This window comes from Flavobacterium sp. RNTU_13, from assembly GCF_046614455.1.
Classification (GTDB): Bacteria; Bacteroidota; Bacteroidia; order Flavobacteriales; family Flavobacteriaceae; genus Flavobacterium.
In genome coordinates this window covers 1,087,008-1,112,027 of sequence record NZ_JBKJHB010000001.1, presented here as the reverse complement: position 1 = coordinate 1,112,027, position 25,020 = coordinate 1,087,008, and the positions used below count along the sequence as shown (strand labels likewise).

General features: G+C 44.5%; 20 protein-coding genes and 1 tRNA gene. 10 read left to right on the top strand and 11 right to left on the bottom strand.

All coding sequences use genetic code 11. The features are described from left to right. The 5 genes from ACLI08_RS05035 to ACLI08_RS05015 all read right to left on the bottom strand — a co-directional run. Positions 1 to 6,009, bottom strand: a 6,009-nt coding sequence (locus ACLI08_RS05035; protein ID WP_411427364.1) for a fibronectin type III domain-containing protein, incomplete at its 3' end; no start/stop codon positions are given. Positions 6,010 to 6,617: 608 nt separating this feature from the next. Next, a tRNA-Ser gene (locus ACLI08_RS05030) sits at positions 6,618 to 6,705 on the bottom strand. Positions 6,706 to 6,752: 47 nt separating this feature from the next. Further along, positions 6,753 to 7,787 (bottom strand): asparaginase, encoded by a 1,035-nt coding sequence (locus ACLI08_RS05025; protein WP_411427363.1) that lies wholly within the window; start codon positions 7,785 to 7,787, stop codon positions 6,753 to 6,755. Next, the gene (locus ACLI08_RS05020; RefSeq protein ID WP_411427362.1) at positions 7,774 to 8,907 is read right to left on the bottom strand and encodes a 1-acyl-sn-glycerol-3-phosphate acyltransferase; all 1,134 of its coding nucleotides are present in this window, start codon (positions 8,905 to 8,907) and stop codon (positions 7,774 to 7,776) included. Before ACLI08_RS05020 ends, ACLI08_RS05025 begins: the two co-directional genes overlap by 14 nt. Before the next feature lie 76 nt (positions 8,908 to 8,983). Next, the gene (locus ACLI08_RS05015) at positions 8,984 to 9,757 is read right to left on the bottom strand and encodes a TatD family hydrolase (RefSeq protein WP_411427361.1); all 774 of its coding nucleotides are present in this window, start codon (positions 9,755 to 9,757) and stop codon (positions 8,984 to 8,986) included. Positions 9,758 to 9,869: 112 nt separating this feature from the next. Here ACLI08_RS05015 and ACLI08_RS05010 point away from each other — a divergent pair, with 112 nt between their 5' ends. From ACLI08_RS05010 to ACLI08_RS04985, 6 genes are all read left to right on the top strand, one after another. Then, a complete protein-coding gene (locus tag ACLI08_RS05010) occupies positions 9,870 to 10,307 on the top strand; it encodes a retropepsin-like aspartic protease (RefSeq protein WP_411427360.1) in 438 nt (145 codons plus the stop codon). A 36-nt stretch (positions 10,308 to 10,343) separates the two neighbouring features. Next, positions 10,344 to 11,918, top strand: coding sequence for a T9SS type A sorting domain-containing protein (locus ACLI08_RS05005; RefSeq protein ID WP_411427359.1), 1,575 nt, complete (start codon positions 10,344 to 10,346; stop codon positions 11,916 to 11,918). A 535-nt stretch (positions 11,919 to 12,453) separates the two neighbouring features. Continuing rightward, positions 12,454 to 12,921, top strand: a complete 468-nt coding sequence (locus ACLI08_RS05000; protein ID WP_411427358.1) for a hypothetical protein — start codon at positions 12,454 to 12,456, stop codon at positions 12,919 to 12,921. A gap of 128 nt (positions 12,922 to 13,049) precedes the next feature. Further along, entirely contained in the window at positions 13,050 to 13,511 is a 462-nt protein-coding gene (locus tag ACLI08_RS04995; protein ID WP_411427357.1) for a hypothetical protein, read from the top strand. Between the two features lie 154 nt (positions 13,512 to 13,665). Further along, positions 13,666 to 13,899 carry a hypothetical protein gene (locus ACLI08_RS04990; RefSeq protein WP_411427356.1) on the top strand — a complete coding sequence of 78 codons (234 nt, stop codon included), beginning with the start codon at positions 13,666 to 13,668 and terminating at the stop codon, positions 13,897 to 13,899. 45 nt (positions 13,900 to 13,944) lie between these two features. After that, positions 13,945 to 14,454 carry a hypothetical protein gene (locus ACLI08_RS04985; RefSeq protein ID WP_411427355.1) on the top strand — a complete coding sequence of 170 codons (510 nt, stop codon included), beginning with the start codon at positions 13,945 to 13,947 and terminating at the stop codon, positions 14,452 to 14,454. Between the two features lie 58 nt (positions 14,455 to 14,512). Here ACLI08_RS04985 and odhB read toward each other — a convergent pair whose 3' ends face one another. Together odhB and ACLI08_RS04975 are read right to left on the bottom strand one after the other, a co-directional pair. After that, positions 14,513 to 15,751 (bottom strand): 2-oxoglutarate dehydrogenase complex dihydrolipoyllysine-residue succinyltransferase, encoded by a 1,239-nt coding sequence (gene odhB, locus ACLI08_RS04980; protein WP_411427354.1) that lies wholly within the window; start codon positions 15,749 to 15,751, stop codon positions 14,513 to 14,515. Positions 15,752 to 15,804: 53 nt separating this feature from the next. Further along, the gene (locus ACLI08_RS04975; protein ID WP_411427353.1) at positions 15,805 to 18,612 is read right to left on the bottom strand and encodes a 2-oxoglutarate dehydrogenase E1 component; all 2,808 of its coding nucleotides are present in this window, start codon (positions 18,610 to 18,612) and stop codon (positions 15,805 to 15,807) included. Positions 18,613 to 18,727: 115 nt separating this feature from the next. On the opposite strand from ACLI08_RS04975, the gene ACLI08_RS04970 reads away from it, so the two are divergent. Next, entirely contained in the window at positions 18,728 to 19,282 is a 555-nt protein-coding gene (locus ACLI08_RS04970) for a hypothetical protein (RefSeq protein WP_411427352.1), read from the top strand. Between the two features lie 97 nt (positions 19,283 to 19,379). Here ACLI08_RS04970 and ACLI08_RS04965 read toward each other — a convergent pair whose 3' ends face one another. From ACLI08_RS04965 to ACLI08_RS04950, 4 genes are all read right to left on the bottom strand, one after another. Beyond that, positions 19,380 to 19,703: a hypothetical protein gene (locus ACLI08_RS04965; RefSeq protein WP_411427351.1), complete on the bottom strand. Its 324-nt coding sequence runs from the start codon at positions 19,701 to 19,703 to the stop codon at positions 19,380 to 19,382. Between the two features lie 283 nt (positions 19,704 to 19,986). After that, positions 19,987 to 20,337 carry a hypothetical protein gene (locus ACLI08_RS04960; RefSeq protein WP_411427350.1) on the bottom strand — a complete coding sequence of 117 codons (351 nt, stop codon included), beginning with the start codon at positions 20,335 to 20,337 and terminating at the stop codon, positions 19,987 to 19,989. Further along, the gene (locus ACLI08_RS04955; RefSeq protein WP_411427349.1) at positions 20,337 to 21,074 is read right to left on the bottom strand and encodes a hypothetical protein; all 738 of its coding nucleotides are present in this window, start codon (positions 21,072 to 21,074) and stop codon (positions 20,337 to 20,339) included. The genes ACLI08_RS04960 and ACLI08_RS04955 overlap by 1 nt, the downstream gene beginning before the upstream one ends. Beyond that, positions 21,071 to 22,045, bottom strand: coding sequence for a polyprenyl synthetase family protein (locus ACLI08_RS04950; protein WP_411427348.1), 975 nt, complete (start codon positions 22,043 to 22,045; stop codon positions 21,071 to 21,073). The genes ACLI08_RS04955 and ACLI08_RS04950 overlap by 4 nt, the downstream gene beginning before the upstream one ends. Before the next feature lie 256 nt (positions 22,046 to 22,301). Between ACLI08_RS04950 and ACLI08_RS04945 the strand changes: the two genes are divergently transcribed. The 3 genes from ACLI08_RS04945 to ACLI08_RS04935 all read left to right on the top strand — a co-directional run bounded on the left by ACLI08_RS04945 (position 22,302) and on the right by ACLI08_RS04935 (position 25,018). Then, complete coding sequence (locus tag ACLI08_RS04945; RefSeq protein ID WP_411427347.1) at positions 22,302 to 22,913, top strand: TetR/AcrR family transcriptional regulator; 612 nt, start codon at positions 22,302 to 22,304, stop codon at positions 22,911 to 22,913. An 80-nt stretch (positions 22,914 to 22,993) separates the two neighbouring features. Next, positions 22,994 to 23,617, top strand: coding sequence for a TetR/AcrR family transcriptional regulator (locus ACLI08_RS04940; protein WP_411427346.1), 624 nt, complete (start codon positions 22,994 to 22,996; stop codon positions 23,615 to 23,617). A gap of 72 nt (positions 23,618 to 23,689) precedes the next feature. After that, a complete protein-coding gene (locus ACLI08_RS04935; protein ID WP_411427380.1) occupies positions 23,690 to 25,018 on the top strand; it encodes a TolC family protein in 1,329 nt (442 codons plus the stop codon). Positions 25,019 to 25,020: the final 2 nt, after the last annotated feature.

The window sequence follows — 25,020 nt, the reverse complement described above, 5'->3', positions numbered from 1 at the left end:
TGTAGCCGTAGAGATACAACCCGCAGCGTTTTTAGCTGTAACAGAATACGTACCTGCTGTAACACCTGTAAAGGTAGCCGATGCCTGGTAGGTAGTTCCGTTGATACTGTAGGTCATACCTGTTCCTGTCGGAGTAGTGATTGTTATTGAACCTGTAGCAACCGAACACGTTGGTTGAACCAAAGTAGCAACCGGTGCTGTCGGCGCAGCCGGAGCAGCGTTTATCGTTACCGAAGTCGCAGTCGAGATACAACCCGCAGCGTTTTTAGCTGTTACTGAATATGTACCCGCCGCAACACCTGTAAAGGTAGCTGATGCCTGGTAGGTTGAACCATCTATACTATACGTCATGCCTGTTCCTGTAGGAGCAGTGATTGCTATCGAACCTGTAGCAACTGAACATGTAGGTTGCGTTGTATTTACTGTTGGCGCAGACGGACCCGACGGAGCCGCAGTTATAGAAACCGGGAATCCGTTTGAAACACATCCGGCAGGGTTTTTAACTGTTACCACATAAACTCCAGAAGCAACGTTATTAAACACATTTGAGGTTTGATAATCGTTACCGTTGATGCTATAGGTAAGCCCCTGGGTTAGCGGAGAGTTTACCGTAATGGTAGCTGTACCCACTGCACATGTTGGCTGAACTACAGTTACCGTAGGCGTAGCCGGTGGTGTTGAGCCACCCTCTATAGTTACCTGAAGTAACTCTGATCTACAACCTGTAGCATCTTTGTAGTAAACATAGTATGTATTTGCTGCAAGGTTAAGAAACTCCGGAGACGACTGATAGCTGTTACCGCCGTTTATAGAGTACGTATAACCGGCACCCTGAGGGAAAACCACGGTTAAGCTTCCTGTATTTGCGGTACATGAAGGTGTAGTAAATTCTACATTTGGAGCCGGAGGTGTTGCTATATTTACAGTAACTACATTTCTGGCACTTTCGCAACCGTTAACGGTTTGGGTAACAAAATACAAACCTGAAACCAGCGGCGTATTACTTGCCAGCGGTGTTCCGCCAAAATCAATATCGTACCATTTAATATTAGTACCTGTAGCGGTAAGGTTTGCCACAGTAGAACCATCACACAGTGTGAAATCTGGTGCTGTAGGAGGCGGTGTAGTGTTTACCGTGATTTGTACGGTAGCCCTTGGGCTTTCGCAACCGTTAATGGTTTGGGTAACATAATACGTATTTGTAGACACCAGTGTACTATTGGCCAATGGCGTAGTACTTGTAGCACTTTGGTACCATTTAATATTTGAACCCGAAGCCACAATATCAGAAACATCGGAACCGCCACACAGCGTTTGTGCCAAAACTGCCGGAGCCGGCGTAGCACACGTAGAACATTTTATAAACTTGCTCCTGTTTGTATTGCTCTCGCCGCAAGATGAATTGGTGTGGAAGTAATAACGTAGTACACCCGAATTAGAACCGGTGTTCCAGATTAATGGTGTTACTCCAGATGCCAGTACTGTAACTCCGTCTTCGGTTGTTATGGTAATATAATCGGTAGGTACAGAACTGCTAAATGTATATTCTGTATTTGCGTTAAGGTTAATCTTAGTATACTCTCCTGCATAAGAAGCAGCTGTAATTGTTACGTTTGTACCGGTACACACTGGGGTATATACTGTATTTGGGTATTGTCCGTAAGACGCATTGGTACACGGTAATGTACTAAATGGCTGACCTGCTACCCATACACCCGGTACGCCATTACAAATGGTGCGTACCCAGTAGTAATACTGGGTATTTCCTGCCAGGCCTGAAGCAATATATGAATTACCTGTAGAACTTGTTACAACACTAAGAGCGTTAGATGGTGTTGTAGGCGATGTAGATACCTCCACCTGGTAGCCGGAAACATTGCTTCCTGCTGCACCCGACCATAATATAGTGGCAAATGAATACGTGATATTAGACACCGCAGGATTTGAAGGCGGATTACACGGTGCAGAGCCACATCGTATGTACCTTACCCTGCTTGCGGCCTGCTCACCACAAGTATTGTTAGTGTGGAAATAATAACGGAATGAGCCGCTGTTATTAGCCGAGTTCCAAACCAGTGGCGTAATGCCCGAGGCAAATACTGTACTACCTGTTTGGTTGGTTATGGTAACATAATCTGTAGCAATAGAGCTGCTAAAGGTGTACTGCGTATTTGCTGTAAGGTTAACCATACTGTATTCGCCTGCATAGGCACTCGGAGTAATCGTCTCATTACTGCCCGTGCACAGTGGCGTATACGTAGTAGAAGGGTACTGATTGTATGTAGCATTAGTACAGGCCAATGTAGTAAAGCTGCCACCCGCTACCCAGCTACCTGTACCATTTGTACATAACGAACGTACCCAGTAGTAATATGTGGTAAACGGAGAAAGCGTAGTGGTTATAAATGTTGTACCTGTAGTAGTATTAGGAACACCAGTAGTTACTGCCGGCGGCGTAGTGTTGTTTGTAGAAAAATACACTTCATACCCTGCCGGAGCGTTAACGGTTGGTGCATTCCACAAAATAGCGACGCCAGATGTTGTAGTACCGGTTGTACTAAGCGCAGTAGGTGCAGGACAACTTACGGCATTACATTTTATAAACTTGGTACGTGCTGTATTTTGCGCGGCACAAGAGGCATCGGCGTGGAAATAGTAACGGAATAATCCGGTGTTATTTCCTGTATTCCAAATCAACGGTGTACTACCGTTAGCCAGGGTTACTGTACCGGCCTCGTCTGTTATAGTAATATAGTCTGTAGCTACAGAACTGCTAAAAGTGTACTCTGTAGCTGCCGAAAGACGCACCAAAGTATACTCACTGGCAAAACAGTTTGGCGAGATGGTTTCTGCAGTACCTGTACAAGAAGGCGTATAGGTGGTTGATGGAAACTGCCCGTAGGTAGCCGTGGTACAACCCACAGTAGAAAGTGTGGTAAATGATCCGCCATATATCCAGGCGCCATAGTTAGTACCACATGCAGAGCGAATCCAGTAGTAGTACGTGGTGCCCGGGGCGAGCCCTGTTGCCAGAAAAGGAGAACCGGTTGTAGGAGAAAAAATATCTATAGTACCGTTGTTAGTCCTTACCGGTCCGGTTGATGATTGCCTTATAGATACTTCGTAACCGCTTGGTATAGCAGTAGGTGGATTTACCCAATAAAGAGCAGCATTGTTTGAGGCAATATTACCCACCCTTATATTGGTAGGCGCGCCGCAGGTGGCTGCACCAGTAAATAGTGACCATGAAATGGTAAACGTACCCGAAGATCCGTTAAAACCATCTTGTATAAGGTACACGTTTACAGCGCTGCCTGTAGTGTTTGTCCATGCCACGGTTTGCTCATCCGGGTCGTCATAACAGCTTATTGGTGTAAGCGATGCACAGTTACCGTAGGCTAACGAAACAACCGAATCGTAGCTGTTGCTTACCTGTGTTACCGTAAGTGTAGCACCATTTGGCACTGATAAATAATAATATAAATCAGGCGATGGTATTGTAGGCTCTGTAAGGCAAACGGTACCTACGTAGTTAGCGCTGGCACCGGTTGTAGTACTCGTATAAGGGCTTGTAAGTGTAGCCAGGTTTATGGCGCTGGTACATATATCTCCCTGTACTAACTGAGAAAAAGGTGCTGAAGTGGTCCACGCGCTAAATTCGCCTGAACAGTTTGCCCTTACGTGTAAATATTGGGTTATGCCCGCCGAAACCGGGTAAGAATTTATAGTGGTGGCTGTGGTATCTGTACCTGAAGGCGGAGGCATGGCCGATGTGGTTACCGCGTACTGATACCCCGATGGTGTACCGGTAGTACCCGGTGCCCAGCTTAAGCTGGCTGCACTTGCCGAGGTAAAGGTACCGCTTACATTTACGGGCGCTGCACAATTTACCTGCGAAATTTTTGCAAGGTAACCATCGTACTGGCCGGAGTAGGTGTTTTGGAAACCGCCCTGCGCTATGCCGCTGTTACTCATTGTTAAGCCTGAAAGGTACAGCGCATTTGTACTATCTACAGCGCAACCTAACATTATATCGTATGCTGTGCCGCCAAAATAGCTGCTCCATACGCGTGCGCCGCTACTGCTAAACTTAGCTATAAAACCATCGGTTTGCCCCTGGTAGGTATTTAAAAATCCACCCGAAGCTATATTACTGCTACTGGTGGTATATCCTGAAAGGTAAATGTTTCCGGCACTGTCTAAGGCTAAGCTGCTCTCTGAAGAATAATCGTCTCCACTGCCTCCGTAGTATGTACTCCAGTTTAACGCGCCGTCGTTACTAAATTTTGCCAGATACGCATCGGCAGGAGAGTTTACGCTCTGAGAGCCACCAAATGTGTTTTGGAAACCGCCCGAAGCAATACCTGTAGTACTGGCAGTATGGCCTGATATGTAAACGCTGCCATCTGCAGCTACAGCCAGCATACCTGATTCTTCTGCAGCTGTTCCGCCAAAATAAGTACCCCACATACGGGAACCAGAGGACGTAAACTTAGCCAAAAAGGCATTATACTGATCAGTAGTACCCGGAAATGTACTAAGGAAACTACCCGAAGTAGCAATACCCGTAGTACTTTTAGTGGTACCGGCAACAAAAACATTGTTATTGCTGTCTACACCTACACTATTTATTACATCATTGTTAATATTACCGTAATAGGTACCCCATAACCTTGAACCGCTACTGTTAAACTTTACAATAAAACCGTCTGTATTGTTAGAATACGTATTTTGAAAGCCGCCTGAAGCAACCCCGGTAGTACTTGCAGTGTAGCCTGCCACATACACGTTACCCTGGCTATCTATAGCACAGTCATACGCTGCATCGCCAAATTCTCCTCCGTAATAGGTAGACCATTGACGGATACCGTTTGAATTGAATTTTACAATCAATGCATCCCAAACGCCGCCATAAGTGGTATCAAAACCGCCTACCGCTACACCAGAGGTACTCATTGTATCTCCTACTGCGTACAAGTTACCGCTACTATCTGTTTTAATATTAAACAAAATTTCGGTATCACTACCCCCGTAGTATGTAGCCCATATACGATTGCCTGAGCTATCAAATTTTGCAATGAACATATCATTAGTACCTTCAAGCGAAGTATCATAACCTGCAGAAGCAATACCTGAAGAACTACTGGTGTCGCCACCCAGGTACACATTATTCTGCGAATCTACACATACCCTATCATTATTTTCATAACTGATGCCACCATAATATGTAGCCCAAATAACCTGTGGATCTATACGATAAGTAGTGTTTGTAGGGAAATTACCCGCAAAACCCAATGTGTTTTTTTTAACTTTTACAAAGTTTGTAGCAATTTCGTTACCGTTGCTGTCAAAGGTTACAGGCTGTTTTTCGCGTACTTCGCCCAGCCTGGTTTTTAGCACCAGCTCGCCGTTTTCTATATTTACCGCGTCAGCATCTTTTACCTTTAGTTTTATATCTGCAGGGTTTCCGCCCGGGTTTACCACAAAATCATACTCCATAAATCCTGCCTTGCTGTAAACAACCCAGTCGATGTTAGGATAAATGTTTTTGTAGGTAATTTTTTCGTATCCCCTTACACCGGTTATGCCGTTAGGGCAGTGTGCCAGGTAATAATTTTCGGTGTAAACCGACTGCTTTTCTGTAATCACCTGCGCATTCGGGTTTGCCCCTTCCAGGTGTACGGAAAAACGATGGGTTTCTAGTTTTGATTTTTTCTCGGGAGTGGTAATAACAGCCCCCGGTTGTGGTTTCTTGCCTGCCTTATCACTGGCGGAGTAAGAAAACTGATAGTAAATGGCATCTTTTGCCAACCAGAGCCTGGTGCTGCCGCTGCGGGCGGAGAATAAAACATCTGCCCGTGCGTTGCCCTTAGCGTCTGCTACCTGCCCCCTGTTCTCCATAAAGATGAGCTTGTCATCCTTTTGGCCAGAAAAAGCTTCTTTGCTAAATTCTTGAGCCGAAGCAAAAAGAATAAAAAAGCAACAGAAAAATAGTAGTAGTTTTTTCATGCATTAAGGTATATACTTGGTTAAACTTTCGGTTTTAACATAAGGAACCAAGTAATACAGTGGCGCACTATTTTACGCAACGGATGGTTAATTTCCGTAACGGTTTGATTGGTATAGTGGTAAGAAAACTCGGTCCCAGGTTTTTTTCAGTGACAAAGAAACAATTATTAAATGATTTCGCCATTCCCACTAGTAGGTATTTTTTAACTTTTTACCCCTCAATAACCAAAATTTAACATAAATTACTACCAAGTGGTAATTTTTTCGTATAATCCTCATTTTTTTGTTATATTTTTTTTCTAACACACCAATCGGTGAGTTAAGGTAATGATTGGCTCCCTTAAAATCTGTGGATATTGCTGAAGGATATATGTAAGAAATTACCTTACGCAGTAGTAAAATTCAAGTAAATAACCTGTAAAGTAAAATCGTTGCCAACTCTTTTTGGTAAAATAGGACCGCTAAGCAGGCTGCTTTTCATAGGGCGGTTTGGTTCTAGGTTGTATCAATAATTGAAGCTAAAGTAGTTCACAGTAAAGAAATCGTACAAATATCAAAAATAAAAATCTTTATAAAACTGATAATCAATTTTATAAGGATTCACTATGCAGAGAGGAAGGGATTCGAACCCTCGATACCCTTTTGAGGTATACACACTTTCCAGGCGTGCGCCTTCGACCACTCGGCCACCTCTCTAAAAAATTATAGTTTCAAAAATAGGCTAAAACTACACACTGTGCAAGCTACTGCGTAAGCTCGCCATACATAGGCGCCTCAAACAGCTGCTTAAAACGATGCGCCGGCACATCGGGCTGGCCCAGCAGGTACATCATTTTAGTAATAGCGGCTTCGGTAGTAATATCGGCTCCGCTAATAACACCTATCTCCTTAAGTAGTGTACTGGTTTCGTACTGGCCCATGTTTACACGGCCACCGCTGCACTGGGTTACATTTACTACATGCACACCACTTTCTATGGCTTTTTGCAGTATGCCTATAAACCAGTCGCCACTGGGAGCGTTACCACTGCCGTAGGTTTCCAGCACTATGCCTTTAAGGCCCGGTATGGTGGTTATGGCACGCAGTACCTGTGCCGTAATGCCCGGAAACATTTTTACAATAGCCACATCTCCGTTAAAACCCGTATGCAGGCTAAAGCTGTCTGTGGTACGGGGCAGCAACTGCTCGCGGTTTACGCGCAGGTGCACGCCGCTTTCGGCAAGCGGTGGGTAGTTAGGCGATGTAAACGCATTAAAATGCTCCGCGCTTATTTTAGTAGTACGGTTACCACGGTACAACTTGTATTCAAAATACAGGCACACCTCGCGCACTACCGGTGCGTTATCCTCGCGCAGGGAGGCTATTTGTATGGCGGTAATCAGGTTCTCCTTAGCATCAGTACGCAGGTCGCCTATGGGCAGCTGAGAGCCCGTAAACACCACCGGCTTTTGCAGCCCGTGCAGCATAAAGCTGAGCGCCGATGCAGAGTAGCTCATGGTATCGCTGCCGTGCAGTATTACAAACCCATCAAAATCAGGGTAATGCTCTGCCACTATACGCGCCATTTTTTCCCACCCGGTGGGGTTCATATCGCTGGAATCCATGGGGTGGGCAAACGATATGGTTTCTATATCACAATCAAGCTGGCGCAATTCGGGTATGCGCTGCAGCAGTTTTTTAAAGTTGAATACCTTAAGGGCACCGGTATCAAAGTTTTTTACCATACCTATGGTACCCCCGGTGTACAGCAGCAGTATGCGTGGCTTAGGCGTGGTCATACTTTAGCTTATTTACCACAGGGTTAGCATACATTGCCAGGAAACCATCGCGCAGTATTTTGTTGTCTTCATCTATGCGCATTTCCAGCCTGCGCTCAAAGACCTGCTTTTCCTTTTCGGTATACCTATCGGCAAACTGTGTGTTGCCGTGCATAAGGTCGTACGCTATGTAGTTTGTAGGCCAAAGCTTGTACCCTTTTATAATGGCCTCATCCAGCACCTGGGTAAGGGCCTGTATTTGCTTATTGGCATTATCTGTAAGTGCTGCAATATCATCAAGTTCAGCATCTATAACCTTGCCTACATGCAGGTGTATGCGCTTCTTTTGGCCAATGATACCACTAAGCAGGTTATTAAAATCTTCGTTCTTTTCCTTAACGTACACCTCATCATTGGCTTTAGCCAAAAGCTGCGGCATTTTAAGGGCATCGGTAGGGTCGTACTCATACGAAATACTTACCGGCACTATTTTCAGCTTACGGAAAAACTCTGTAAGCGGCTGGCCTTCATTAGCCATGGTAAGCATTTTTAGCACCCCTTGCTGTGTAGCATCGTTACCATCTTTAGTACGGCCTTCGCGCTGGGCTATCCATACGCTGCGGTTTTCGCGGCGAATAAGGTGGTACATGTACTCGCTCATAAGCTTACTGCTTTGCAGCAGCTCTCTTGGCGAAAGGCCGCGCTGTACCAAAAAGTTTCGGTTAAGGCGCGAAAGGGTAAGTAAAAAAGGCTTTTGCACCAGGTTATCGCCTATGGCACTGGCGGTCATGGTAAGGCCTTTTTCCAGCAGGGTAACGTTTAGCAGCGAGGTGTCCAGTATAATATCTCGGTGGTTGCTTATATAAAGATACGAGGTATGCGGCTCCAGATTTTCAAAACCCGAGGTGGTAAGCCCTTCCGAACTTTTTTGCAGGATCATGTGTATGGCATGATAAATAAAATTAGCCTGAAAATCCCGTTTAGAATGGGTGCGCAGCAGCTGTGCCTTCCATTCTTCTTCGCTCATTTCGGGGAAGGTGAAACTCATGAGCGCTTTCATCATAGGGTGGTTTATTACGCTACGCAGTGCCTCATTTACTTCGCTGTCGTAAAAAGGCCTTATATGATCAAATTTCTGCATGTGCTTCTGTTCTTGGGTTTTTTAAGGTGATGGTACAAATGAACAAAAATTAATCGGATTTTGCCCCGTTTCGGCATTAAATACCGTATATGTCTTTGCTGTTTCGTGTGGTAATCTGTGCTATTTCCTGCACACTCAGTCCATATATTTCGGCCAGTTTTTCGGCTACCAGCACCACGTAGGCGCTTTCGTTTCGCTTGCCTCTGTGGGGCACGGGTGCCAGGTAAGGCGCATCGGTTTCCAGCACTATGTGCTTAGGGTCTATGTCTTTTAAAAACTGATCTATTTTACCGTTTTTAAACGTAGCCACACCGCCTATGCCCAGCTTCATGCCGTAGCCTATGGCACGTTCGGCCTGTTCCTGCGTGCCGGTAAAGCAGTGAAATATACCGTAAAGCCCGGCGCCTTTGTGGCTCTCCAGCACATCAAAGGTTTCGTTAAAAGCATCGCGGCAGTGTATGTTTATGGGCAGGCCGTATTGTTTGGCCAGGGCTATCTGCCGTGAGAAAGCATCCTGCTGCTGGGCTAACAGGGTTTTGTCCCAAAAGAGGTCTACCCCTATTTCGCCTACGGCATAAAACTTCTTGTCGGTACGCGCCAGCTCCTGTGCCACAAAGGCCAGTTCTTCCTCGTAATTTTCTTTAACGTGTGTGGGGTGTAGCCCCATCATCATAAAAACATTTTCGGGGTACTGCTCCTGCACGGCGTACATGCCCGGCGCATAGGCACTGTCTATGGCAGGTACAAACAGGCGGGTAACCCCGGCGGCAAATGCGCGCTGCATCATGGCATCGCGATCCTGGGCAAACTCCTCTGAGTATAAATGGGTATGTGTATCGGTAAAAATCATTATATGCAATAAAGCGCGTGCAAAAATACGAAGTTGATGCAAAATTTGGCTTTGGATTACCAACTTTTAAGGTTAACTTTACAAAGACCAACTTATTTTTTAAAAAACAGCTATGAACGACCTGAAATCCCTGTTAACAAAACAGGGCTACAAACGGATTACCTTTAAACTAAGCAGCACCCAGCATTTACTGATTAAAGGCAAAATAAACGGTATAGAAGGAAAATTTATACTAGACACCGGTGCCAGCAACAGTTGCGTTGGTTTTGAGGCCATAGACCGGTTTACCCTATATGCCAAAGACAGCGATACCCGCGCCGCAGGAGCCGGAGGTACCGGAATGATAACCCAAACATCGTTAAGCAACTATCTGCAACTGGGCCGCTGGAAACATAAGGATTTTGGTTTGGTAATTTTTGACATGACCCACGTAAACGAAGCGCTTAGCCACTACAAAGCCAAGCCCGTACACGGCATTATAGGTGCCGATGTGCTTATAAAAGGCGAGGCCATTATAGATTATAAAAACTTTTGCCTGTACTTAAAGTAATATCCCATACAACCATTACATTAAAACCAAAACCGTATGAAAAAACTCTACGTTCTTTTACTCCTTATCGGTGCTATGGCAGGCCACAGCCAGATAAACGTGCCGCCACAGCCCGCTGTATCCCAATGTGATTTAGATACCGACGGCTTTGCCACAGTAGCCCTTACACCCGTAAGGCAAAACCTGCAGGCCACGTTTCCTGAACAAACCTACAGGGTAGGCTTCTTCCCTAATATGGTTGCCGCTATGGACAATACCGGCCAGCTACCTGAATTTTTTACGAACACCACACCGTTTAGCCAAACCATTATAGTTAAGGTTTGGGAAATAGAAAACCCTGAAAACGCAGGGTATGCGGACCTGCAACTTTACATTAACGTAGCGCCACAGCTTACTACCCCTACCCCCATAGTATTGTGCGATGCCGACGGCACCCCGGATGGCTTTACCATATTTAACCTTAACAACGCCCTGCCCGAAATACTGCAAAACGAACCTGATGCAGAAAACCTTACGGTTACCTTTTACCAGCAAGATGTATCGGGTGGCGCTATAACTAACCCGGGTACTTACATAAATACCACCAACCCGCAAACGGTATTTGTTATGGTACGCAACACGCAAAACAACTGCGCGGCCTTTACCACCCTTACGCTGCAAACAACGCAGCAACCCATGATACCAAGCTTACCCGCAATACACTACTGTGGCACTATAAACCTAACCGAAAACAGTGCCTTGTACAGCAATTATACCGCTACATATTACGAAACCGAAGAAGATGCTTTTACGGGTACAGCCGCAATAGCTACGCCACAGCAATATTCTGCAGCAGGATCTGGCACGGTGTGGATAAGGCTGAATGATGATAACTCGGGCTGCTTTAGCATAGTGGAGCAAGCCTATCTATCATCGGGCATTACTGCGCTTGAAGTTATGCAAAACGGTAGCAGCATAACACTAAATACTACGTCGAATACCGAGGGTTACATTTTTACCATAGTTAACGCACCGCCGTTATATGAGCAAATTTTACCCTTTTCACAAAGCTTGCCTACATTTACAAACCTGTCGGCAGGTGGGTATACCATAAATGTTCAGGACACTTGCGGCAATATGTTTGTTATCTCATTTGAGGTGATGGACGCTCCGGAAGGCGATACCGAACAAACCTTTACCGAAGGTGAAACCATAGCCAACCTTACCGTTAACGGTACTAATATAGCCTGGTATGCTGAACGTGCCTTAATAACACCACTACCCACAAACACACCGCTTACCGATGGCACCACCTACTATGCAACACAGGTTTTTAATTCCGGAAAAAGCATTCCGCTTGGCGTTACCGCCCGCCTTGCAGCCGGCACCGAAGCGCTTGATAAAAACAGGTTGCAGCTGTACCCTAACCCTGTTAGCCATGTGCTTACAGTAACAAATAACAACGTTATTAGTACCGTAGCGGTTTATAATACCCTTGGAGCATGTGTGTACCGTAATGCAGTAGGCAATGTTTCGGCACAACTGAACCTCAGCGAGTTGGCTCCCGGGGTGTATTTTGTACGCGTGGAGGGTAATGGTTACTTAAAAACCTCAAAAATTGTTAAAAAATAGGTTTCAGGCGAAATTAATTTAACACACTGTTAAGGGAATTAACTATGTTTGTACCCTGAGAGAGCGCGTGCAAAACCTTTACCAACCTAATTATTGAAGAAACTTTTACCCGTATGTTAACGCCAAAGGGAGTGTAGTGACCCCACCGGCAAGACTGGAAAGCAACTAAAATACTAAACCGATTCAAAGCTATAGTACCGGGGCAAATAAAACTGCTAAGGACTAAAAACTAAGAAACGCTGTTTCCCGGTATAAAACGGTACAATTAAGGCAACCTACTAATAAAAGTTACATTGCATGTTTGCACTAATACCCTGCCCTAACCGGCAGGGTTTATTATTAAGAGCCTGTTAGTACGCATTTGTGCAGAAGTTTTTATATTTACGCCAATAACCAACAGCTATTATGTAAACCTTTAGTTTGCAACATTGACAAATTACCAACAACACACCCTTGAGCTTTATCCCTATCAATGGGGATACTGGGCAAACTTTTAATAACATATATTGCAATCGATAAATTACTAATAACTATAATGAAAAAGATTTTACTTTTTGCAGGAATTTCTGCCTGTTCCCTTTTGCTGGGATCTTGTTCTAATGACGACAATAACAGTACTGACAACAGTAGTAGCACCGGCTCTACCGGTAAAGTGACTTTTAAAATTAATGGCGTAGCAAAAACACTTAACACAACATCAGTAGCACTCAGGACTCCGGAAGCTGACGGGGATGTTTACCTTTGGGCTGCCGCAACCGATGGTAAAAAAGCAAACTTCGACTTTCAAATATACAGAGGACGGGTAGGTGACCAAGGCTCTGCAAATTTCTATATAGATGAAAATTTTTACTCAACAGGAAGCTCAGATTTTATAATATACTTCACCCAAAACGATGAGCACCACCTAAAGGGAACATTTAGCGGCGAAATTATTAACTATGCTGCCACAGGCAGTAATAGCAGGGCGCAGGTAACTGAAGGTTCTTTCGACATAAACTACTAAATTATCAGTTGACTGCATTTTACTAAAAAAACGGTTGTTACTGAACAACCCAAAGTTAAAGACACTTGAATAAGGTGTTACTACACATTTTTAAGGCTTACAGAAGCCGATTTTAAATTAGGAATAAAATGAAAAAAAATTTACTTTTTGCAGGTATCTCTGCCTGCTTACTTTTACTAAACTCTTGTTCTGGTGACGATAATAAAAGCAACGGCAGTAACAACAATTCGGCTACCACGGTGTCTTTTAAAATAAACGGCGTAGCAAAAACCCTTAATACAGCAAACGTAACAGCCAGGCCTCCTGAAGCAAATGGAGATTTTATTTTAACTGCCGTTGCTACAGATGGTGCCGGCACCAGCTTTGATTTTGGTGTATACAAAGGCCGCCTGGGTAACCAAGGCAGTGCTAAATTCAATATTAACGGCACCCTTTATAGTGGTACTACAAACGGCGCGTTTGGCAACTACATTATGTACTTTACACAAAGTGATGATCACCACCTGAAAGGGACATTTAGCGGACCGATAGGCACATCTACAGGCAACATCGCTGTAATAACCGATGGTGTTTTCAACATAAACTACTAAAGCGATTATTCAAAAAAACCGCCACTAATATAACTTACAGTGCACGTTTGCACTAATACCCTGCCCTAATCGGCAGGGTTTATTATTTGTAGCCTGTGGTACAAGTTTATGCAGAAGTTTTTATATTTACGCTATTAACTAACCAACAGCTGTTATGGGAATATTGGATTTTTTTAAGCCTAAAGCCAAACCGTTCGTTTCTCCATCTGCGTATGCGGCTAACAAAACAAATCAGGCACAAATGGCCACACAAACCCTGGGGCAACTTCGTAAACTGAATGTTACAGAAACGTGCGAGCTTAAATTGGAGTTTTTCTTTTATACCAATGTACACGATAAAGCCCAGGCACTTACAGCATACCTTAACAGGCTGGGGCACTACGCCTAAGCAGGAGTGATACTTTGAAGATGAAAAAACACCCACCGAAATTTAATGGAAACAGAAGAAATAAAAGAACGAATAATAAAAGTATTCCTGCAGGAGAGGCAGGATATACATGCTTCTTACAACACTGATAATCTTTTCAGTTATCTTATTGAACCCCCTGCTAAAAAGGGTACTTTAAAAAACTCTTTTAAGGGTACCAAAAAGTATTACCGATTTATGGATGGCCTTGAGCTTGAATTTGGAATTTGCTTTAGGCTAGCGGAATTAGAAGATGAATATAGCATTGACCGGTTGGCAAAAAAGATTAACGAGAGGCTACACAAAGGCTCAGGGAATAAAAAGATTATCAGGGAACGACTTAAAGAAAAACACCGTTACATTTTGGAAGTGATACTTATCCTGATAATTACAGGGGTATACTTTTGGTTGGGAATACATTTGATCTCGATAGTAATCACTGTTCTCTGTTTGGGAATGATGTATTGGCTAGTAAATAGTAGAGTTTACACCAAAAGACATGATAGAAAACTTGCTGAAATTATTCTGAATAAGTAATAACAAAAAAACCGCCACTTTACAGTGGCGGTTTTTATATATACTGACTAAATATATACTATAGTTCCAGGGCTTTCTTAGGGTTGTTGTCCATAAGAAGTTCCACAGGGTTTTCAAGGGCTTCTTTAACCGCTACAAGGAAACCTACAGACTCACGACCGTCGATAATACGGTGGTCGTAAGAAAGCGCCACGTACATCATAGGGTGAATTTCCACTTTACCGTTTACAGCAATAGGACGCTCTATAATGTTGTGCATACCAAGGATACCACTCTGAGGAGGGTTAATGATAGGCGTAGACAGCATACTGCCGAATACACCACCGTTAGTAATGGTAAAGGTACCACCGGTCATATCATCTACAGTAATCTGTCCGTCACGGGCACGAAGCGCAAGACGCTTGATTTCTGCCTCAATACCACGGAAAGTAAGTGCCTCTGCATTACGCACTACCGGTACCATAAGCCCTTTAGGACCCGATACGGCAATAGAAATATCGCAGAAATCGTAGCTGGTTTTAAAATCACCATCTATCATAGAGTTAACATCCGGGAACAGTTGTAGCGCGCGGGTTACCGCCTTTGTAAAGAACGACATATAACCAAGGCTTACACCACCGTGCTTAGCCTTAAACGCGTCTTTATACTCGTTACGAATGTTGTTTATCGGCGTCATGTTTACCTCGTTAAAGGTAGTAAGCATAGCCGTTTCGTTTTTGGCAGCCACAAGGCGCTCTGCCACTTTACGGCGTAGCATGCTTAGTTTAGTACGCTCGCTGCTGCGGTTACCGCCTGTAGGAGTACCCATACTGGCTTTAGCGTTTACAGCGTCGTCTTTAGTAATGCGTCCGCCTTTACCTGTACCGGTTACAGTAGCTGGGTCTATGGCTTTTTCATCAAGTATTTTTTTAGCCGCAGGCGAAGGTGTACCTGTAGCGTATGTAGCAGCAGGGGCAGCCGGAGCCGGTGCAGGAGCAGCCGCTTTCGGTTCTTCTTTCTTAGGTTCTTCTTTCTTTTCTTCGGCTGCAGGAGCAGGAGCAGCACCTCCGGCAGGCTTAGCCGCGCCGGTATCTATAAGGCAAACTACCTGGCCCACTTTTACAGCGTCGCCTTCTTCTGCCTTAAGGGTAATAATACCCGCAGCTTCGGCAGGAAGCTCCAGGGTAGCTTTATCTGAATCTACTTCGGCTATGGCCTGGTCTTTCTCCACATAGTCACCATCCTTTACCAGCCATGTAGCGATTTCTACTTCGGTAATCGATTCCCCCGGAGAGGGAACTTTCATTTCTAAAATCATGTCAGTATAATTTTATATGAGTGTTTTTTTATTCTGAAAATCAAATGTACGTATTAATTAAATAGGTTCTTGTCGAACACCATTGCTATAGCTGCCGCATGACGCTTTTTGGCACGTGCCGAGCTACCTGCCGCAGGCGCACTGTACGCCTTAAGCGATGCTACGCGGAACTTCACTTCGTTAAAGTTCATAAGCATATAGCCATAAGCACCCATGTTACGCGGTTCTTCCTGAGCCCATACGTAGTCGTCTGCCTTTTTATATTTGGCAATAACGGCCTTGATTTGCTCTACCGGCAGCGGGAACAGCTGCTCTATACGTACAAAGGCCACATCGTCCCTGCCCAGTTTTTCGCGCTCTGCCACAAGGTCGTAGTAGAACTTACCGGTACAGAACACCAGTGATTTTACCTTTTTAGGATCTGCAATAGGGTCATCCAGCACCTCCTGGAAGCTGCCTGTAGCCAGCTCGTTTGCAGAAGACACTACAGATGGGTGGCGCAGCAAACTCTTAGGTGTAAACACCACAAGCGGCTTGCGGAAATCTGTCTTAAGCTGCCTCCTTAAAAGGTGGAAGAAGTTAGCCGGAGTAGTAACATCGGCTACATACATATTGTGGTTAGCACAAAGCTGAAGGAAACGCTCCATACGGGCACTACTGTGCTCTGCACCCTGGCCTTCGTAGCCGTGAGGCAGTAGCAGCACCACGCCGTTTTGATTGTTCCATTTATCTTCGGCTGCACTAATGTACTGGTCTATCATAATCTGCGCACCGTTACCAAAGTCGCCAAACTGCGCTTCCCAAATGTTAAGCGTTTTAGGGCTGGCAAGGGCATAACCGTATTCAAAACCAAGCACACCATATTCTGAAAGCAGTGAGTTGTAAATGTAGAATTTACCATTCTGGTCTTTCAGCTGGTTAAGCAGTACCACTTTTTCTTCGCTTTCTTCGGCTTTTACCACAGCATGACGGTGAGAGAAGGTACCCCTTTCTACATCCTGTCCGCTTATGCGTACATCAAAACCTTCGGTAAGTAATGAACCGTAGGCAAGTAGTTCGCCCATAGCCCAGTCCAGCTTATCGGTTTCAAAATACATGGTTTTACGGTCGTTAATCAGCTTTTGTATTTTGCTGATAAACTTCTTATCTGCCGGAAGCTCTGTAATGGTTTTGGCAATTTCGGTAAGTTTATCCTTATCGAAAGAAGTATCGGCTTTTTCAAGCATTTTCTGCTCGTCGGCCTGGTTGTATCCTTCCCATTCATTTTGCATGAACGGCGTTATAACGGTAAGGTCGCGCTTACGCGAAGCCTCAAGGTTTTCTTCAAGATTGTCTTTGTATTCTTTTTCAAGGCCACTTACAAAGTCCGCCCCAATAACACCGGCGTTTATAAGCACTTCGGCATACAGGTCGCGCGGGTTTTTGTGCTTGGCAATAAGCTTGTACAGCTTAGGCTGCGTAAAGCGTGGCTCATCGCCCTCGTTATGTCCGTATTTACGGTAACCAAGAAGGTCTATGAATACGTCGGTTCCAAACTGCATGCGGTATTCTAAGGCAAAAAGCGTAGCATGTACCACTGCCTCGGCATCATCGGCATTTACGTGCAGTACTGGTGACAGGGTTACCTTAGCCACATCTGTACAGTAGGTAGACGAACGCGCATCAAGATAGTTAGTAGTAAAACCTACCTGGTTGTTTATAACTACGTGAATTGTACCGCCCGTTTTGTAACCATCTAGCTTAGCCATTTGTACAATTTCGTACACAATGCCCTGCCCTGCCACGGCAGCATCGCCATGTAGTGCAATAGGAAGCACCTTGCTAAAATCATCGGCATAGTGCCTGTCTTGCTTAGCGCGCGCTATACCTTCTATAACCGCACCTACGGTTTCAAGGTGGCTTGGGTTTGGTGCCAGGTTTACGTTTATGTTTTTACCGCTTTGGGTAGTTTTATCGGCAGTAAGGCCAAGGTGGTATTTTACGTCGCCATCAAAAAGGGCATCGTCGTCGTAATCTTTACCATCAAATTCGCTAAAGATATCGGCTGTTTTTTTACCAAAAACATTAGCCAGTACGTTAAGGCGGCCACGGTGTGCCATACCCATAACAAACTGCTCTACACCTTTATCTGCAGCGGCCTCTATAAGGAAATCAAGTGCAGGGATAAGCGTTTCGCCACCCTCTAGCGAGAAACGTTTTTGGCCTACATATTTTGTATGAAGGAAGTTTTCAAACGAAACCGCCTCATTTAGTTTTTCAAGAATACGCTTCTTCTGGTCTGCGTTAAAGGCAGGCTGGTTGCTGTTTACAGCCAGTTTTTCCTGTATCCATTTACGCACCTCAGGATCGCGGATGTACATATACTCTATACCTATGTGGCCGCAGTATATTTTTTGCAGGTAGTCTACAATATCGCGCAGTTTACTTGGCTGAAGCCCCACCTCTTTAGCAGCGTCAAACACCGTATCAAGATCGGCACTGGTAAGCCCGAAGTTTTCAAGATCCAGCGTAGGGGTAAACGTACGGCGTTCGCGCACCGGGTTTGTTTTGGTAAACAGGTGGCCGCGGGTACGGTAGCCCTCTATAAGGTTTAGTACCTTAAATTCTTTTTGTAGTTTTTCTGGGATTCCGGAATAATCAGCAGCAGGGGCAGCGGCCTGGGCCGGGGCACTGTGCTGTGCAGGGGCGGTATATGCCACCTCTTCGGTAGCGCCGCTTCCGTAATCAGAAGCAGCAAAGTCAAACCCCTGGAAAAAAGCCCTCCAAGAAGGCTCCACGCTATCGGGGTTCTCAATATATTGATCGTATAAATCAGCAAAAAATGCAGTATGCGCTGCATTTAAAAAGGAAAACCTGTCCATACTTATGTCTTTGTGACGGTGGGTTATAAAAAATTTACGCAAAAGTACACTATTTATAATAATCTTTCAACGATTTTTATATATTTATGGTCAGTAATTATATACTACGCCCGAAATGCCTAAAAGCTTTATCATTTTTTTAACAAAATTAACATCTGCCCTTACATTATTTTTATTTTTTGGCAGTGCCGGTGCACAAGAGAACGATTTTTTAAAAAAAGTACAATTTGGAGGCGGTTTAGGTGTGGGTTTTGGCAGCGGCTATACCGATGTAAACGTATCTCCCGGGGCTATTTACCACATAAACGACTACCTGGCGCTGGGACCCTCGTTACAATTTAGCTACACCTACCAGCGCAACTGGTACAAAAACATGCTCTACGGAGGATCGGCAGTGGTACTGGTAAACCCCGTGCCGGCCATTCAGCTCTCTGCCGAATTGCAGCAGCTGCGGGTAAACCAAAAGTTTGACATTAACGACCTGGGCATCTATCCGCCCGGCATTACTACCTATAACACTACCCGTGATTTTTGGAACACCGCACTTTTTGTGGGCGTGGGCTATAGCATAGACCGCGGCACCATAGGCTTTAGGTACAACGTGCTGTACAATAAAAACGATTTTATTTATGGCGATGCGCTGATGCCTTTTGTAAGGGTGTATTTTTAATAGGGGTATTTTGGGATGGGGTCATTCGATGATATGCCTCAGATAAACAATTTAAAAATATATTACCGTAAACGAATTAATAAAAACCACTGATACATCATTGTTGATTTGTAGCAATCGAATAGACCGAATCTCGCAGTCCGATAAGAGAAATAATCACCTGTGGGAACCCGTCATTAATAAAATCAGGATGACCACTTAGCAGCATTTCAAAGTCAAGATCATATATTACTGAATATTTAGGAGATATATTTCTCAAGTGTATATTATAAAATCTATAATCCGCAAATTCAGACTCATCTAAGTTCTCATAGCGAACATACACATCCTTATACATTTTATATACCTCAAGATAATCAGAGCTTTTCATATTTTCTACTTGAAGCATTATACATGTAATATCATCAATTAATTTTTGCATAGTTTTAGTCATCACATTTCATTTACTACAAAAATAACAAAAATCTATTTAATAAGTAAAAATAATAATTTTTACTTATTAAATATAGATAAACGAATTGCGCTGATTTCTAATCTACACATTATTCTTTGTAGATGTATATATTCCACCAAGACGTCTTTACAAAACCTTTTGGATTTTCAATCTATTCACAGTTAAAAAAGTAAAGCACGATTACAAATCCGCGCTATGGAACAGGACTCCCCAATTAACGCATCCACAAATCCACGCATAACCACAAAAACTAATACCGGTTCCTGAACCATACCTTTTGCCATTCCCTTTTCAGGATAAGGAAGGTAACCTGTTCGGCAAGTTCGGTAATATCGCCGCCGTTAAGGGCTTTTACCTCGTGTTCGGGTACGTCTATAATGTAGAGCAGGTTAAGATATTCGGCAAACTTATGGTGTATCAGCCTGAATATTTTGTCCTGCACCGCCATTTTCAGCTCAAAGGGCGATGTACCCCCGGCAAACTCCACCGGTTCATTAGCCAGGGCAAAGTCTTTATTAAGCTGCTCTATAAGTTTTATGTACAGCTGTTCTTTCTGGGCCTGGCTCAGCAGGAGGTCGGTGGTTTCGGGTGCAATATACATTACTGTATGGTTAACGTTTTTTGGTTGCGTTTCTTTTGCCAAATATCAACAATTTTTGCCAGCAGCACATCGCCCCCGGCATAAATAAATACGGCACCCATAGGCGGATTACCCGATGGTATAACCCAAAGCATGGTACCGCGCCAGTTCCAGCAGTTTAGCATAACCCCCGAAACTTCGGTAAAAATTACGCTCAGTGCCACAAAACAATACAAGTTTTCGTAGCGTTTCCTGCGGAGCACCAAAAAGAATAACCCACCAAAAAGCAGCGTAAAATAATCGTGCAGTACCAGGGCGCTGAACGCAAAAAGAAGTATAAAGAAGATTTTGAAAAACAGTTTCAGGGCAGCATCATGCCGCATGGCCCAGGCGGTGTGGGCAAATATAAACCCCGATGCGTACACCAGGGCATGGCCCACCGGCACATACAGCGGAATGGCCTCACCCGCATAATCGTACATGTGCAGCAGCTTACAAAAAATGAGTTCGCCTACATACGTAAGCGGCACAATAACCAGTACCAGCCTGCGCAGGTACGCGTCGGCGGTTTTGTAGATAAACGCTACATAGAGCAATGCAAGCACGGTGGTAAGCGGCCTGCCCTCAAAATAATGCGCCCTGAAATACGGTGAATCAAGCCCTAACGACACCCACACAAATACCGGAAACAGCCATGCCTGCCACAGCTGCACGGGCTTTACACCGGGGGTGGTATGTGTTGCTGCCGCGTTAATCACACCGTACGTTTCATAAGGTTTTGGCCAAAGGCACGCAGCAGCGCCTTTTTATCATCGGCTATATCCATTTTATCCAGCGTATCAAAGGCTTTAAGGGTATACTCCTCTATGGCCTCTTTAGTAACCGCATCGGCACGGCTGGCAGTAAATATATTTTTTACATCCTCTACCTTGGCTGCCGGGTCTTCGGGCTGGGCGGCAAACCATTGCAGCAGGCGTTCGCGGTCGTAGGCATTGGCCTGCTTAAGCGCCTTAAGGTACAGGTATGTTTTTTTGTTCTCTATAATATCGCCCCCTACCTGCTTGCCAAAGGTAAGCGGATCGCCAAAGGCATCCAGGTAATCGTCCTGCAACTGAAACGCAATACCCAGGTAACGGCCAAAATCGTAAATAAGGTTAGCATTTTCTGCAGTAGTACCCGCTACTATGGCACCCATTTTCATGGCGGCACCCACCAGCACGGCGGTTTTATACTCTATCATTTTAAGGTACTCCGGCTCAGTAACATCGTTACGGGTTTCAAAGTCTACGTCCCACTGCTGGCCTTCGCACACCTCAAGGGCGGTTTTGCTAAACAGCTTTGCCAACTCCCTAAAGGTAGCCGGCTCGTATTGTTCAAAATGCTGATAGGCCAGTATAAGCATGGCATCGCCACTAAGTATGGCGGTGTTGGTGTCCCACTTTTCGTGCACGGTTTGGTTACCGCGGCGCAGCGGGGCATCGTCCATAATATCATCGTGCACCAGGCTAAAGTTATGAAACACCTCTACAGCCACCGCAGCCGGAAGCGCGGCACGGCAGTCGGCGTTAAACACCTCAGCCGTCATAAGGGTAAGCACGGGGCGTATGCGTTTGCCGCCAAGCGACAATATATAGTTTACAGGATCGTATAGGTTTTTTGGTTCTTTAGTTACGGCAGTCTGGGCAAAGTAGTCGGCCACTACCTGCTGGTAATATGCTATAGGGTGCATTAATTGTTTTTTTTTGATAAAGGTAAGTTTTTATTGCGGTTGTGCCAAACGGTTTTTTGCGCACAATGGTTAAAATGCCTTGGCCTAAAGTCCGTTTAACATCAAAATTGCGTGTTTAACCAAGTTTTAATCCGCTGCAATTAGCAGGAAATACGCCACGAAAACGATAACCTTTGACAAATTTGTAAAAACTTTGGAAACTTTTTTTGTTTTAAAAGTTTCCTTTATATATTTGCACTGTAATTTTATCCTAACAATGAAAGAGGCCATACAGGAAAAAGCAATGGAAATGTACATGAAGCTCGGCTTCAGGGGCGTAACGCTAGACGATATTGCCCAGGAAATGAGCATAAGTAAAAAAACCATTTACCAGCATTTTTCTAACCGCAACGAACTTATAGAAGCGGTGGCAAAACATATGCTGCAGGAAATAAAGGACGAAATAGACAACCTGTGCCAGGGTCAGTTTAACCCTGTTGAAGAACTTTTTGCCATACGCAGCTACCTGCGTAAAACCTTGGAAGGCAAGTATCAGCTACCTATTTTTCAATTGCAAAAGTTTTACCCTGAAATTTCGCAGAAGATAAAACAAGACCAGTTTTGTAAAATGCACGATAGCGTTATGGATAACCTTAAACGCGGCATAGACATGGGCTTGTACCGCCCGGAGTTGGATTTAGAATTTATTACCCGCATTTACTTTGCAGGGGTTACCGGTACTAAAGACCCTAATATTTTTCCGGAGGATAAGTTTAACATCCACACACTGCATACGCAGTACCTGGAATACCACCTGCGCGCCATAGGCACAGAAAAAGGCCTTGTATTGTTACACCAACACCTACAGGAAACGGACGAAAATTCTTAACAAAATTTTAATTTTTGTAAAATGATGCAATGTTATACATTTGCATTGACAAAATTGTCAAACAATAAAGTTAAACTAAAATGTCAGCTAAAAGAACCGAAGAGATAGCCGTAGCAGTTGATACTGAACAGCTGATAAAAGATACCGCCAAGAAAATATTTTTTGGCGAAGGCAGGTTTAATGCCACCACGCAGGAAATAGCCGATGCAGCCGGTGTAAACCGCACGCTTATAAATTATTATTTCCGCTCGCGCGATAACCTGTTTAATATAGTGTTTGAAGAAGCCCAGGCAAAAGAGCACGAACGTACTGAGATGATAGTATTTGCCGATATGCCCCTGCGCGATAAAATAGCCCAGTACCTGGATATAATGCTGGAACAAAGCAAAGACTACCCGTACCTTGAAATATATATGGTTACCCAAATGAACCAGGGCTGCGTGTACAAAGACCCTGAAACCATGAACCGCATGCTGGATAAGTTTTACCTGCAAATAGCCATAGAAATGGATAAGGGCAACATAGCCAAGATGAGGCCGGAGCAGTTTTTACTCAACTTTATTTCGCTTACCTCGTTCCCGGTTTCTATGAGGCCGCTGCTGCAGGAAACCATGGGCTTTAGCCAGGAAAGCTACGACCGCCTGCTGGAAGAACGCAAGCAAATAATACTGGATATGCTTTTTATAAACAAAGACGAATTGTAACACCCTTTTAAATCTAAATATCAACAAAAAATGAACAGTTTAATCACCCGTAAGGGGCTCCTTGCCCTTTTAATGGTACTTTCGGCAGCTGTGGGGCTGCGCGGGCAAAACAGGCCTGCCGCGCAAACCATAACGCTAAAGGATGCCATTAACTACGCCCTCCAGAACAAAGCCGATGCCGCTAAGGCAAAGCTGGATGTGGAGAACAGCGAGTACAAAATACAAGAGGTGCGCTCGCAGGCGCTGCCAAATATTTCGGCTAACGGTGGCCTTACCTACAACCCTATCCTGCAGTTAAGCGCATTACCGGGGCAGGTATTTGGCGGGCCGGTAGGGTCTGTAATACTGGCACCACTGGGACAAAAATGGAATTCTACGGCAGGGATAAGCCTTACGCAGAAAATTTTTGACCAAAGTGTGTTTACCGGACTTAAGGCCGCAAAAAGCACCCGCGAATTTTACCAGGTAAATGCCCAGCTTACAGAGCAGCAGGTTATAGAGCGTGTTGCCACTAACTACTACCAGGTATACGTGCAGCGCGAAAACCTGAAAACGCTGAACGAAACCTACGCGAATACCGAAAAAACGCGCAACATTATTAAAGGCCAGTTTGATGCCGGGCTTGCCCGTAAAATAGACCTGGACCGTATGAATGTAAACCTGCGCAATATAGAAACCCAGCGCACGCAGCTAAAAAATGCGGTAGAGCTACAGGAAAACGCGCTGAAGTTTTACATGGGCATGCCTATAGATACGCCTATTACCCTGCCTGATACAGACATGAACATAAAGCCACTGGCTATAGAGGAAGCTCCGGATGTAACAAACCGCGCCGAATACCAGTTGCTGCAAAAACAAAAACAGCTGTATTACTATAACAAAAAAGCGCAGGAAGCAGCATACTACCCCAGCCTTTCGGTTACTGCAGGGTACAACTATATAGGCCAGGGGCCGGAAATGCCCTGGTTTAAAAAATCTGCCGATAACGTATACTGGAGTGATTTTAGCAGCATAAGCCTTAACCTGCACGTGCCTATATTTACGGGTTTTGGTACCCGTGCCAAAGTAAGGCAGGCCGATATAGAGCTTAAAAAGAACGAAGAGGACATTAAGGATACCAAGCTTAGCCTTGACCTTGCCTACCAAAATGCCAAAGTACAGATTCAGAACAGCCTTAGCACCATAGACCTGCAAAAGGAAAATGCAAAGCTTGCCAAAGAAGTTTTAGAAAACACTCAAAACAACTATAAGCAGGGGCTCGCCACACTCACCGATTTATTAGATTCTGAAAACTCGTACATACAAGCACAAAACAATTATACGTCTGCTTTATTAGATTATAAACTTGCCGAAGTACAGCTTATTAAGGCTAAAGGCGAACTGGAAACCCTTAAAAAGTAACA